The following is a 13815-nucleotide window of genomic DNA, read 5'->3' on the forward strand; positions in this document are numbered from 1 at the left end:
ATAATATAAATTTATAGATTCAATTTCGTGAAATCAATAAAAAAATAAGATTGTAAATGTAGTTTTACAGTAATAATTAGAATGATAAATTTGAAGCATTATGTGAGACAAATGATGTATTTACAATCTTCAGAATCAATAAAACAAAGAAATTTGCTGCATTGAACAAAAAAGACGTCTTTTAGGTTTTGTATTTTTTACGAAATAGTAATATTAAGGATCAAAAAAAATTGTGCACTAAAAACTATAACTTGTTATAGTTTTTAGTGCACAATTTAAAATTTGGTTTCTGGACATGATAACTTAGCAATTACAGAAATTTAAGAAGAAATCTTAATTTTAATTTATGACAAAACTTTTAAAGAAAAGAATGAAATTGATAGTAATAAATATGTGAGATGAAATACCATTAGAGTAGATACTAAAATTTAAAAACCGTTTAACTTGATTCATGCTATATGTGTCCAAATGTCGGCTTCCCCATTTTAGACCTATTTATAATTCTAATTACTGTTGAAAATATCACTTTAAATTAAGTTCGAATTTTTGAAATTCGAACTTAATTTAAAGTCTACATATTCGATAGCTGATTTTCCTTCCAATGCGTCATGAGGTCTAAAGTAGTTGTAATCTATGAACCATTTTTGAGTTTCCTCTCTCACTTGGTCTAATGATTGGAAAATGTTTATATCCAATATTACTCTTCTGTAACTACCATTAAATCTTTATATAAATGCGTTCTGAGTTGGTTTGCCAGGCTTTATGTATTTAAATTCAATTTGATGCATTTCACTCCGAACCTTGGTAATATTACCTATAAACTCAGGACCATTATCCATTCTTATTCTTGTGGGTTTTCCACGTTTATTGATTAAATTATTCAAAACCAAAACGATTCTATTATTAGTTAAAGAATAATAAATTTCTAAGTGTAAGGCTTCTCTATTAAAATCATCAATCACATTGAAAGCACGAAAACGCCTACCACTTTCTAAGACATCCGTCACGAAATCCATACTCCAAGTATTATTTAAGTCATTTGGAACTTCTAAAGGTTCTTGAATTCTAGTAGGAAGTCTTTTCTTTGCTTTTCTTCTAGTAGCCAACCCCCAGTGACTTATAATCACGATGTACTCGTTTATGATTGTACACAAATTCTTGTTTACGAAGGCCATGGTAAATTTTCCAAAAACCTTCATCGGGCTTAGATTCAGCATGTACTTTTAGTAAATCTTCTATCTCTGAATCATCTTTTGTTTGACAAACATAATAAAAAACACTCTTGCTTAACTTTAAAACTCGATACGCCCTACTAATGCCGTAAAAACTCATTTCTTCCTGTATCTCTCGCTTTTGTCAGGGCTTTAAAGCTTTTTTTCTATAATCTCTTTTGCCATTTGATGGTCTGATGTCAATGTAGCATACATCTGTTTTAGCTTACGTTTTTCTTCTTCAAGCTCTTTGATTCTTCAAAGCGCCGAACCCTTTAAGCCAGCATAACGTTCTCGCCATTTGTAAAATGTGGCTGATGTCAAACCATGTTCTCGACTCAATTCGAGAACAGATTTACCGTTTTCAAACTCCTTTAAAATCTTTGCAATTTGCTCTGGACGGAATTTACTTTTCCTCATATCTACTGTTAAAATTAAAAAATTATTTCTAATTATAAACAACTCTGTTTTTAGGGGAGCTTACAAGATCATCATTACCGCTAACAATTTTGTAGTAATCCTCCAAAAATTCGTTAGATTTTTCAAGATTACTCGCTACTAAGAAAACCTTTCAGAAATGAAAGGTTTTTTTCATTCTATATCATTTAAAAACATTAAAATATCTCATATTCGCCGCGGCGGACTACTAAGAAAAGCTTCATAGAAATATGAGGCTTTTTTTATTTTATATTTACTTTGAAAAACAAAACATACTCTTAAATTAATATTCTTTTTTGTTCACCTAATCATGATTGCAGCAGTCAAGAAACATTCACACATCTTTTCATAATAACTCTTCGTAGACTGCTGCAAAGAAATAAATAAGTCATAAAAGTAATTTCAATCGAAATCTCTTTTACTTTTGCCTAATGTTAGAAATTCTTTACCAAGACGAATACATTATAGCAATTAATAAACCAAGTGGACTGTTGGTTCATAAATCATTTTATGCGCGCGATGCAAAAGTGTACGCAATTCAAGAATTGCGAAATCAAATTGGAGGGCAACACGTTTATCCTATTCATCGTTTAGACCGCAAAACATCCGGTGTCTTGTTATTTGCGTTAGACAAAGAGGTTTTGAAAATTATGAATGATCGTTTTGCCACACGCGAAGTCGAAAAAAAATATTTAGCCATTTTACGTGGTTGGTCACCTGAAGAACTAACGATTGATTATGATTTAACTAATGATGATGACATCACACAAAATGCAATAACCTACTTTCATCGTTTGCAAAATGCCGAAATTGCATTAGAATTTAACCATAAACCCACGTCACGATATTGTTTGGTAGAAGCGATTCCTGAAACTGGACGTATGCATCAATTACGAAAACATTTCAAACATATTTTTCATCCCATTTTAGGAAGTCGTCCACACGGTTGTAACAAACAAAATAAATTATGGTTAGAGAATTACGATCTGAAAGGAATGATGCTTCATGCACATCAGTTAATTTTTAATCATCCAATAAGAAATGAGCAACTAATCTTGAACGCAAAGGTTAATGAAGAGTTTAGCAGAGTTGGCACTATTCTTAATCTAGATTTGAGTAAGTATAAATAGGATAATAATTTGAAAACTATCATCCTATTTTGAAATTTAAAATACACATATTAAAACACTATAATAATAATCAAAAAACTGGTTAAATAGTTCAATACATTATAAATTCTTTAGATTTAGAAATACTCTCAACCAATTAAAACTCTAGTTTAATCTTTAACCATTTGCGCTTTCGCGAAAGCGGTCTTAAGACAATAATCCGCACTACAAAACGGCGGCACTCGTAGCTTTTATTTCTCCCTTAATTTTTTCATTCTTCATAACGTCAAATTCACGCACATACTACCCCTTGTCGATTGTCTTTTAAGACGTTTCGCAACATGACTACACCACGTTTGTCCAAACCATCTAGATTTAGAAAAGAAACATAGGTCAACACAGCACCACCTATCAACACTAGTACTCCATAAATTCTCTTGGTAGAAATCATTAGCGCATTAAGTTTTATAGTCTTGTAATACCCCATTGCAGTTCGTTGTGATATGGAAGAGAAATCCATTTTTCCAGCCATATTAGTAAACGCTTCTAAATTCCAAAAGCCAACGATATAATTAAAAATAAGACTCCACATTCCTGGACCAATCATGGTTCAAACGATAATAAATACTGAGGGGCTCCAAGCATAGCATCTGACGGCAAATTTCCTAGAGTGTATAACCAAACCCCAATAAAAAGTATCGCCATCCCAAAACCACCTAGGATATTTGGAATAATCAATTGCTTTTCCTATCCCGTTTGCTCCACCAGTAATAATGTTCTGTTTACTAATTTAGAGACCTATTAGATACACAGCTATTCTATCAAATTTAACTAAAAAAAGAAATTTTGGATATAATCCAATAAAACTATTATGTTCACAATTTATAAAAATCTAAACACCTTTTTCTAAAGACTACTTTTTTTGACTTTATAATTTGAATTAAGGAGAATACAAGATGCTCATAAGCAAGCTTTCACCAATTACAACACCTTAAAAACAAATTCCTTAAACAACAGAAATATTTTATACGCCTAATTATTCCCAATTCTACCCGAAGTAATAGCTCAAATATGAAGCGTTTTTTATTATATTGCAACCTAACTTTCCACCACAATTGTACCCAAGTTTTATACTTGAGGCTACAATTTCGTAAAACTCATAAAAAATGACATACAAACCAGCAGCAAATAGATATGACTCTATGGAATATCGCCGATGCGGAAACTCAGGACTAAAGCTTTCTGCTTTTTCATTAGGACTTTGGCACAACTTCGGAGAAAATAGTGATTTTGAGAATAGCCGTAATTTGATAAAAACGGCTTTCGATAACGGAATTACACATTTTGATCTAGCCAATAACTATGGACCACCGCCAGGGTCGGCAGAAGAATGTCTAGGTCGAATTTTAAAATTAGATTTTAAAAACTACAGAGACGAAATGATTATTTCATCTAAGGCAGGCTACACCATGTGGGACGGTCCTTATGGTGATTGGGGATCAAAGAAATATTTAATTTCCAGCTTAGACCAGAGTTTAAAGAGAATGGATTTAGAATATGTAGACATCTTTTACCATCACAGACCAGATCCAGAAACACCTTTGGAGGAAACCATGGCTGCTTTAAATTTAATTGTACAACAAGGAAAAGCATTGTATGTTGGCCTCTCAAATTACCAACCCGCCGAAGCAGAAAAAGCGTTCAAAATCTTAAAAGAAACGGGAACACCTTGTTTGATCCATCAACCCAAATATTCAATGTTCGAACGATGGATTGAAGACGGTCTTTTGGATTTATTAGGAAAAGAGAAAGTGGGCTGCATTCCATTTTCTCCATTGGCACAAGGGTTATTGACGGACAAATATTTAAACGGCATCCCAGTAGATTCTAGAGTAGCGACAAGCGGACAATTTCTAAAAGCAGATCATATTACCCCTGAAAGACTTGAGAAAATCAAAGCATTAAACACTATCGCAATAGAAAGAGGTCAGAAACTAGCACAAATGGCACTGGCTTGGATTTTACGCGATAACAGAGTGACTTCTGTATTAATAGGATCTAGTAAACCAGAACAAATAATAGATTCGATAAAAGCATTAGAAAACACCAATTTCAGCAACGAAGAATTAGAGAGAATTGATGCTATTTTAAAATAATGCAACAGCCAATATCCTAAAGCGATATTAATTTGTAAATGGACCTACAGTGTAAAATAGTTACACCCTAGGTTCTTTTATTATTTGCATAAAAAAACCCATGATGCGCGAGCAATATGGGTTTAAAATCACTAAACTAATCAAAAATCTACAAACCAATTGAGAGCAAAAAATTCCTTATTAAATAACTCTAGTCTTCAGAAACTAAAGGTCTTTCGATGTCCATTTTAATACCTAACACAACAGCGACGCCTTTATCATTTATCATTTTCATATTCATCATATCTAACATCGCTAACTTTCTAGATATCAAACCATTAAAATGGTTGTAAGAAATATTCATTTCTTTCAAACTATTTAACTTTTCTAGTTCGAATGGAACCTGTCCTTCTAAGTTATTTTCGAATAAACTTAAGTTTTCAAGCTGTTTTAGATTTGCTATTGCAGGACTTAATTTCCCTGTAAACTTATTACTATTTAATAATACAGTTTTTAAGGTCGCAACTTCATATAGCGTACTTGGTATTTCTCCTTCTAATTCATTGTTAAAAACAGCTAAAGTTTCTAAGTGTTTCAAATTTCCAATTTGAGAAGGCAGTTCTCCAGAAAGTCTATTCATATAAAGTTCAAGCGTTATCAAATTATTCATCTCCCCTATTGAAGCAGGAATTGTACCCGTTAATCTATTAAAAGAAAGATCTAAAACTACGAGTTCTGTTAATTTCTTTAAAGAAGTTGGAATTGTACCTGATATTGCATTTTTATGTAAATTTAATTCTCTTAAATCATTAAGATCTGCGATTTCACTTGGTAATTCTCCCACAAGGTTATTGTCTGACAAATTAATAGAAACTACTTTATTACCTTCCAAAGAAATACCGTACCAAGTTGATACAGGAGAAGATAAATTCCATTTCGTATTCCAATTCTCACCGTTTGTCGCAGCATACAATTTTAAGAGTACTTTTTTATCTGAAACTGAAACTTCTGCCATCATTGATACCGAAGCAAAAACCGTTAGTAGTAAAGTAAATATATTTTTCATCATCTTAAATTTTCAGGTGTTCTAATGATTAAATGTACACACAAAACTGATTATCGACAAATATAATCGACGAATTACACTGTTTTTTAGTTTTTCTGCCAAATAATCCTACAATAAAAACTTCAAAGCATTAATAAAAAAAATATTACATTTGATTTGTTAATTATAAAACTAACCTCATGGAAATCAATTTTTTAGCGTTTTTAGCTGCCGCCTTATCAACATTACTGGTCGGATTTGTTTGGTATCACCCAAAAGTTTTTGGAACAATCTGGATGAAAGAATCTGGCATGACCGAAGATAAAATGAAAGGGAGTAATATGCCCGTAATTTTTGGAATGGCAGTATTTTATGCTTTTCTAATTGCTATTGTTCTACAATTTCTAGTCATTCATCAATGGGGAGCACTTGGCATGATTGGTGGTGACCCAACATTAGCAAAGCCATCGTACGCAAATTTCATGGCTGATTACGGTACTGCCTTCCGTACTTTTAAACACGGTATGCTTCACGGTTTTATGGCTGGTTTGTTTCTTGCGCTACCAATTGTTGGAACCAACGCATTATTCGAAAGAAGAAGTTGGAAATATACTTTAATTTCAGGCGGATTCTGGATCGTCTGCTTTGTATTAATGGGCGGAATAATTTGTGCTTGGGAATAAAATTATCTTTTCTAAAATACAATCTCGTCACTTTATTTATAAAAGGGTGAGATTTTTTTATAAGACTTCAATAGCTTTTGCTAAATCAAAATCCTTATCCGTTAAGCCGCTTGCATCGTGCGTTGACAACCGGATATCAACTTTGTTATAGACATTGAAAAGTTCTGGATGATGATTGTTTTTCTCAGCTAAAATTCCAACTTGAACTATAAAACCAAGCGCCTCACTAAAATTCTTGAAAATAAATTTCTTTTCAATGCCGTTATTCTTAAACTTCCAGTCTTTTAATTCTTTTAAAATCGGTTGTGCCGTTTCTTCACTATATGTTTTCATGATTGCCGTTTTTATTAAAATTAGTTAAAATTCACCTAATTGCATTGCAATTTAACTTTATATATTAATTTAGACAAATACTAATTTATTGACCCATTGAGTTCTACTTTTTCTTTCCAAATTTATTCTTCCGTCAAAAGTATTCCTGCAAGTTGGGATGTTTTGGCAACAAATAACATATTTCTTTCCCGTGAATATTTAGAGATATTGGAGCTTTCTGCTCCAAAAAATATGCAATGCCATTTTATCGGAATATTTCTTAATAAAGAGTTAGTTGGGATTGCCGTTTCCCAGTATATTAATTTGAGTGGGGTAAATTCTTTTGGAGAAAGGGACAATTGCATGAAAACTATAGTTCGCAACTTTGCTTTTAAAAACTTTAGTTCTAATGTACTAGTAATTGGCAACAATATGTTAACTGGACAAAACGGATTTTCTTTTTGTTCTAAATTACCATCTTCGAAAGGATTGCTTTTATTAAAAAACGCAACTCAAGAGTTAAAGAATATATTCGAGGCAAAAAAAATAAAAATACATCTTACCATTTTTAAAGATTTTTCTGAAAAGGATGCTCAATACTTTAAAATTCCAGAATTTAATTCCTTTTTCCAGTTTACAACGCAGCCTAATATGGTTTTCCAAATTAGAGAATCTTGGAACACCTTTGACGACTATATAGCAGACATTAGTAAAAAGTACCGGGATCAATACAAAAGATCTCGAAAAAAAGCAGAAGGAATTTCGAAAAGAAAATTATCTCTCGAAGAAATCACAAAATACAATTCCAGAATATATCAATTGTACATGAATGTGGCTAAAAACGCACCGTTCAACACCTTTTATTTGTCTGAAAATCACTTCGAACTTTTCAAAACAAAATTAAAAGACAAATTTCTTTTTTATGGTTACTTTGTTGGTGAAGAATTAATAGGATTCAACACCCTAATAAAAAACGGAAAGGATATTGATACCTATTTTCTAGGCTATGACGAAGTCTTTCAACGGAAAAAAATGCTATACCTGAACATGCTCTATGACATGATAGGCTTTTCAATTAACAAAGGGTATCGCCGCATTATTTTTGCCAGAACAGCATTAGAAATCAAAAGTTCTGTGGGAGCAAAACCGCTAGAAATGTATGGCATGATACAACATAGCAATCCTGTTATAAATCTATTTGTCTCTAAAATTTTCAGTTACTTTGAACCAAAAATGGAATGGAATGAACGCAATCCTTTTAAATAGAAAAGAGTTTTATGGAATAGCGACTTTGAACTTATTAGGAGAAATTGCCACATTTAGTTCTGTTTCCCTACCAAAATATTCTCCATCAATTTGAAAACTTACCGGCGAATGCAATTTAATATTCGCTACATCAGTGGATATAATCTCTATATCTCCGGATTCTATGGGTAAATTACCGGTTATAATTTGAGCAAAAATACTTAAGTCAAAATTTCTTAAGACTACCAACTCAAATTTTCCATCATTCATGGAACCCTCCGGATTAATAACCACGCCTGTCCCGTATTTTTTAGAATTTGCAATCACAATCATTTGCGCATCGCGTTCAATAATTTGATCATTAGCGACAATTGTAGCGGTAAACGCTTCTTCTTTCTCAGCCAAGGTGCTAAAAACTTGTAGAGCATAACCTAACTTACCACGTATGGTGCTATTCTCATAATTTTTTATGAGTTCAGCGTTTAACCCCAGATCACTGAGATGCAAACTTACCATCCCGTTTATGAGAATTACATCCATTTCCATAAAAGAATTACGAAAAGCAATGGCTAGGTTTTCTTCCAGTTTTTTAGGAATATTCAAGTCGGTTGCCAAGCCATTAGCAGAACCAGCTGGTATTATTCCGAAAATAACATCTTCATTTTCTAATGCTTCAGCTACAAATTTAATAGTTCCATCACCACCGGCTATGATTACTCTTTCTGGCTTGTACTTATCATACAAAGCTTTGATTTTTATAATATCATCATTACCCGAAGTAACATATTGCACAAAATTTAGCCCCTCTTGATCAGCGAAAAGTGAAGTTGCTTCAATAATTTCTGATTTGTCCATCCCGCCAGCAACAGGGTTTACAACTAATATGATATTCTTTTTCAAGGATTTATTTCTTTTATTGATTTAAAATATTTAATTTTCAAGATACTTCAAAAGTAGTAAAGAAAATGAGACCGATTCTAAAATTATATCGCGGATATGCAAATGAGCAAGAACTAATTGTCATGGGACATGTTTTTAAACCTACTACAAAAAAGGATTACGATTTTCTTTCTAAAAATTTAAAAAATGCAAAATCAGTAATTAGTATGTTTCGCATTAAAACACAAGCAAATGCTGACGTTTACTTAAAACACAACGACATCCGAATACATACAAAAACTTTAAATGACGGTTATTTTAAATTTTGCATTCCTTTAGAACAAAATAATAATTTTGGTTGGGTCGATTATGAAGTTAGTATTATTTATAAAAATGAAACGATAGTAAGTAAAGAAAGCTATATCAGACCGAGCGCCGGGAACTTAGGAATCATATCTGATATTGACGACACTTTTTTAGTTTCTTACACTCTTAATCCATTTAAAAAATTATACCATCTTTTATTTCGAAATGTCCACTCTAGAAAAGTTTTTGAAGATGTTGTTCCACATTTTCAGGCATTAAGTTCGGCCGGAAGAACTAATTCAGGAGAGCGTAATGCTTTTTTCTATGTTTCGAGCAGTGAGTGGAATTTGTATCGTTTTTTAGTACTTTTTACCGAAATCCACAAATTACCTAAAGCTGTCTTGCTGTTAAAGGACATCAAAACCAGTTTGACAAATTTTTTATGGACAGGAAGAGGCGGCCACAATCACAAATTTGAAAAAATCAAACATATTTTAGAATTTTACCCAAGTCTAAAATACGTCTTAATAGGAGACGATTCTCAGCATGATCCTTTTCTATATGAGGCCATTAGCAAGATTTTTCCATTGACCGTAAAAGCGGTTTACATAAGACAAACCGGGAAATATAAAAAAGCAAAAGTTATTAAGGTGTTGCAAAATCTGGAGACATTAGAGGTTGCGGTTTGTTATTTTAAAAATAGTGCACAAGCGATTTCTCACTCTAAGAAGGCTGGTCTAATTTCGTAAAGGAAAGATTATTTCATGCAAGGATTCAGTAGCCCAGATGGCAATGAAATCCTTTTACAGCCTCGTTATATTTTTTCTTAGACTAAAAGAGCGACCAGGGGAAGCTCCTTTTAGGATTTAGAAAAAAATAAACGAGACTAGAAAGGATGAAGTGAACAGCTGGAAATAGCTCCTAACTATTACTATCCATTACTTATGCTTTATCAATTTCTTCTTGAACGATTTCCCAGTCCAAAAGTAATTTATCAAGCTCTGCCTTCTTTTTATTGTAAGCTTTAAAGAAAGAGGCATCTTCGATATTTTTATTGTAATTTGAAGCTAACATTTTATCATCATGCTGAATGTCTTTTTCTAATTGCTTAATTTGACTTTCAATCTTGCTCAAGCGATTCTGTAATGCTTTTCCCTTCTTTTGCTCCTCATATGAAGCTTTATTACTGTCTTTTGGAGCTGCCGCTTTAAGTGCATCTTTCTTCTCGACCTCACGCATATTTTCTAAATTACGTTGCTCTAAGAAGTAGTTCACATCTCCTAAATATTCTTTTATTTTTTGATCTCTAAACTCATAAACGATGTTTGACATTCCTTGAAGGAAATCTCTATCGTGCGAAACTAGAAGTAAAGTTCCCTCATATTTTTGTAAGGCAGCTTTCAAAACGTTCTTAGATTTAATATCTAAGTGATTTGTAGGCTCATCCATTACCAACACATTTATAGGCTGCAAAAGCAATTTACAAAGTGCCAGACGGTTTCTTTCTCCTCCTGAAAGTACTTTTACCTTTTTCTCAACATCGTCGCCACGAAACAAGAATGACCCCAGCATATCGCGCACTTTTGAACGATTAGTATCTGAAGCTGCATCTTCCATGGTTTGCAATAAAGTAATCTCTCCGTCTAGATATTCCGCTTGATTTTGCGCAAAATAACCTACTTGCACATTGTGTCCTAACTTTATATCTCCTTCATATTCAAATTCATTGACGATCGCTTTAATGAAAGTAGATTTTCCTTGACCATTTTGACCAACAAATGCAATCTTGCTCCCACGTTCTACCAACAATGAAATGTCTTTTAAAATCGTTTTATCACCGTAGCTTTTAGTAACATGATCTGCTTCTATAACAACTCTTCCTGGAACTTTAGAAAGTGGAAACGAAATATTCATCACTGAATTATCATCTTCATCAACCTCAATACGTTCTACTTTATCTAATTTTTTAATCATCGATTGTGCCATGGAAGCTTTGGAAGCCTTAGCACGGAATTTTTCGATTAATTTTTCTGTTTCTTCTATTTTTTTGGCTTGATTTTTTTGCGTAGCCAACTGCTTTTCTCGTATTTCATGACGCAATTCTAGATATTGAGAATAAGGCTTATTGAAATCATAAGCTTTTCCAAGTGAAATCTCAATGGTTCTATTAGTTACATTATCTAAAAACATCTTATCGTGAGATACGATTACCACAACCCCTGGATAATTACGCAAGAAACTTTCTAACCAAATGATACTCTCGATATCCAAGTGATTCGTAGGCTCATCCAGCAACAGAACATCATTAGCTTGCAATAACAACTTCGCTAATTCAATACGCATACGCCATCCACCAGAGAAAGTCTCGGTTTGATTGTTGAAAACATCTCTTTTAAAACCAAGTCCTAAAAGGATTTTTTCTGTATCTCCAACATAGTTATAACCACCCAATAATTCAAAACGATGGGTATAATCAGATAAATCTTCAATAATTTGGCTGTACTCATCACTTTCATAATCGGTACGAGTGACTAATAAATGATTGATTTCCTCTAGTTTTTTCTCAACAACTTTAATATCTGTAAATGCTTCATAAGCCTCTTCAAGTACCGTTCTTCCTTGCTCAAAATCAATATCCTGACGCAAAAAACCCATTCTCACTTCTTTTTCCTGCGCGATACTTCCTGAATCAGGAGCAAAATCTTTTGCTAAAATTTTTAGCATTGTCGATTTACCTGCACCATTTTTTCCAACAAGACCAACACGATCTCCGGCACCTAATCGAAAGGTAACTTCTTCAAATAAATAAGAACCTCCAAACGACACAGATAAATTATGTATATTAAGCATGTATTATGATTTTATTCCTTTACGAATTCGTAAATTTACGACTCCAAAAAAAGGAAAAATTAAATTTTTTGCAAATGTTAAAAAAAGGATCCAAATTATATAGCATTTTAACAGGAACTTGTCCGAAATGTCAGAAAGAGAGCATGTATTCGGACCCAAATCCACTTCATTTAGGTAATATTTTAAAAATGCACGAAAATTGCAGTCATTGCGGATTGAAATACCAAATTGAACCTTCGTTCTTTTATGGCGCAATGTATGTAAGTTATGGACTAAATGTTGCTGTTGGGACAGCTGCTTTTATAATCTCGTATGTTCTATTACATTCCTCTCTAAAAGTGGCTTTTATTTCGATAATAGTCTCCCTTATTCTATTATTTCCGTTTGTATTGCGATGGGCACGAAACATCTATATTAATATGTTTGTCTCTTATGATCCTGATTTTAAACAATAACTCGATTATCGCTGCGATTTAGGAATAAATCTTTTGATGTCGATTGTGGAATCCAAAGGGATATTATTTTCTAAAGAATCATACAAAGCCTTAGCCATTGAAGGGCCTAAAATCACTCCTCTTGTCCCTAAACCGTTGAGGATGTGAATTGCAGCGTACTCGGAATGAGTTCCTACTAAGGGCCTTCTGTCTTTTACTGTTGGACGAACTCCGGCAAAGTGTTTGATTATTTCAAAATCACAGCTAATAATTTCCTTAATTCGATCAATTAACTCCTGTTTCCCTTCTTCTGTAACCAAGTCCGTTTTATCTTTCCAGTTGTAAGTCGCACCCACTTTGAAGAGATTGTCTCCCAATGGCAAAATAAAGACGCTAGTGTTCACAATAACATCGAGATCAAGCTCAGGAGCTTTTATGATAAACAACTCCCCTTTTGTACCGTCAAGAGGTAAATGATTAAAATACGGGTTAGCATGCAGCCCAAATCCTTCTGCAAAAATAATATGTCTAGCTTCGACTTCTTTATATCGAATACCTCCTGGTATAGCCTCCAACAAGTCATAATCAAAGGACTCTTCAAGAAATAAATTATTCCTAAAAAGATAATCTCTATATCTTTCTAAAAGGACAGCTGTATCAACATATCCCGTCTGTAATACTTCACCATAATTATAGGGCGAATCAATTCCGGAATATTTTTTTGTTATTAAATCGGTAGATAAAAATGGCGCCAATGCAACTTTATCTGAGGCTGCAAACCAATTATTTTGTTCTTCGATAGAAAAGAACTTCCTTAAAATTGGCTTTTTAAAATCCACCTGCGTCTTCAGTTTATCTTCAAGCGTCCTGTAAAACTCCTTCATTACCACTAACTGCTCTTGTGCCTGCCATACTTCACTGAAACGTTTAAGAATAACAGGATTGTATAAACCTCCAGCAATCTTCGAAGAGTTTTGTGAATTATTATCCATTAACAAAATACTCTTATTATTCTGTAAAGCTATTTCAGAAAATCCAATACCTGCGAGCCCAGAACCTATTATTAAATAATCAATCATACTATAAAAGTAACCGTTAAAATAAAATACAAAGAAAGAACAATTAAAGAACACACTTTACGAAACTGACATAAAAAAAACTCTTATCG

12 protein-coding genes and 1 pseudogene are annotated in these 13815 nt (G+C 33.0%); 6 read left to right on the plus strand and 7 right to left on the minus strand.

Translation table 11 applies throughout. The annotated features are described in order from the left end of the window. Positions 1-575: 575 nt before the first annotated feature. Positions 576-1631: pseudogene (locus FQU23_RS16135) on the minus strand (IS3 family transposase); the annotation flags it as partial. Positions 1632-2080: 449 nt separating this feature from the next. On the opposite strand from FQU23_RS16135, the gene FQU23_RS01140 reads away from it, so the two are divergent. Further along, positions 2081-2779 carry a pseudouridine synthase gene (locus tag FQU23_RS01140; RefSeq protein WP_147672231.1) on the plus strand — a complete coding sequence of 233 codons (699 nt, stop codon included), beginning with the start codon at positions 2081-2083 and terminating at the stop codon, positions 2777-2779. Between the two features lie 271 nt (positions 2780-3050). On the opposite strand, the gene FQU23_RS01145 is transcribed toward FQU23_RS01140, so the two are convergent. After that, positions 3051-3365 (minus strand): hypothetical protein, encoded by a 315-nt coding sequence (locus FQU23_RS01145; RefSeq protein WP_147672232.1) that lies wholly within the window; start codon positions 3363-3365, stop codon positions 3051-3053. Positions 3366-3924: 559 nt separating this feature from the next. Here FQU23_RS01145 and mgrA point away from each other — a divergent pair. Beyond that, positions 3925-4914 carry an L-glyceraldehyde 3-phosphate reductase gene (mgrA, locus tag FQU23_RS01150; protein WP_147672233.1) on the plus strand — a complete coding sequence of 330 codons (990 nt, stop codon included), beginning with the start codon at positions 3925-3927 and terminating at the stop codon, positions 4912-4914. A gap of 190 nt (positions 4915-5104) precedes the next feature. Here mgrA and FQU23_RS01155 read toward each other — a convergent pair whose 3' ends face one another. Next, the gene (locus FQU23_RS01155; RefSeq protein ID WP_165425709.1) at positions 5105-5959 is read right to left on the minus strand and encodes a Two component regulator three Y domain protein; all 855 of its coding nucleotides are present in this window, start codon (positions 5957-5959) and stop codon (positions 5105-5107) included. A gap of 179 nt (positions 5960-6138) precedes the next feature. On the opposite strand from FQU23_RS01155, the gene FQU23_RS01160 reads away from it, so the two are divergent. After that, positions 6139-6621, plus strand: coding sequence for a DUF1761 domain-containing protein (locus FQU23_RS01160; RefSeq protein WP_147672234.1), 483 nt, complete (start codon positions 6139-6141; stop codon positions 6619-6621). A 57-nt stretch (positions 6622-6678) separates the two neighbouring features. Here the strand turns inward: FQU23_RS01160 and FQU23_RS01165 are convergent, their stop codons facing one another. Further along, the gene (locus FQU23_RS01165) at positions 6679-6954 is read right to left on the minus strand and encodes a 4a-hydroxytetrahydrobiopterin dehydratase (protein ID WP_147672235.1); all 276 of its coding nucleotides are present in this window, start codon (positions 6952-6954) and stop codon (positions 6679-6681) included. Between the two features lie 96 nt (positions 6955-7050). Between FQU23_RS01165 and FQU23_RS01170 the strand changes: the two genes are divergently transcribed. After that, positions 7051-8199 carry a peptidogalycan biosysnthesis protein gene (locus tag FQU23_RS01170; RefSeq protein ID WP_147672236.1) on the plus strand — a complete coding sequence of 383 codons (1149 nt, stop codon included), beginning with the start codon at positions 7051-7053 and terminating at the stop codon, positions 8197-8199. A 9-nt stretch (positions 8200-8208) separates the two neighbouring features. Here FQU23_RS01170 and FQU23_RS01175 read toward each other — a convergent pair whose 3' ends face one another. After that, positions 8209-9078 (minus strand): diacylglycerol/lipid kinase family protein, encoded by an 870-nt coding sequence (locus FQU23_RS01175; RefSeq protein WP_147672237.1) that lies wholly within the window; start codon positions 9076-9078, stop codon positions 8209-8211. Between the two features lie 65 nt (positions 9079-9143). Here FQU23_RS01175 and FQU23_RS01180 point away from each other — a divergent pair, with 65 nt between their 5' ends. After that, complete coding sequence (locus FQU23_RS01180; RefSeq protein WP_147672238.1) at positions 9144-10112, plus strand: App1 family protein; 969 nt, start codon at positions 9144-9146, stop codon at positions 10110-10112. A 193-nt stretch (positions 10113-10305) separates the two neighbouring features. On the opposite strand, the gene FQU23_RS01185 is transcribed toward FQU23_RS01180, so the two are convergent. Continuing rightward, entirely contained in the window at positions 10306-12213 is a 1908-nt protein-coding gene (locus FQU23_RS01185) for an ABC-F family ATP-binding cassette domain-containing protein (RefSeq protein WP_132108368.1), read from the minus strand. A 74-nt stretch (positions 12214-12287) separates the two neighbouring features. Between FQU23_RS01185 and FQU23_RS01190 the strand changes: the two genes are divergently transcribed. After that, positions 12288-12668 carry a DUF983 domain-containing protein gene (locus FQU23_RS01190; protein ID WP_147672239.1) on the plus strand — a complete coding sequence of 127 codons (381 nt, stop codon included), beginning with the start codon at positions 12288-12290 and terminating at the stop codon, positions 12666-12668. 5 nt (positions 12669-12673) lie between these two features. On the opposite strand, the gene FQU23_RS01195 is transcribed toward FQU23_RS01190, so the two are convergent. Next, positions 12674-13726: an NAD(P)/FAD-dependent oxidoreductase gene (locus FQU23_RS01195; RefSeq protein WP_147672240.1), complete on the minus strand. Its 1053-nt coding sequence runs from the start codon at positions 13724-13726 to the stop codon at positions 12674-12676. Between the last annotated feature and the right edge of the window lie 89 nt (positions 13727-13815).

This window comes from Flavobacterium sp. XN-5 (genome assembly GCF_008033395.2).
GTDB lineage: Bacteria > Bacteroidota > Bacteroidia > Flavobacteriales > Flavobacteriaceae > Flavobacterium > Flavobacterium hiemivividum.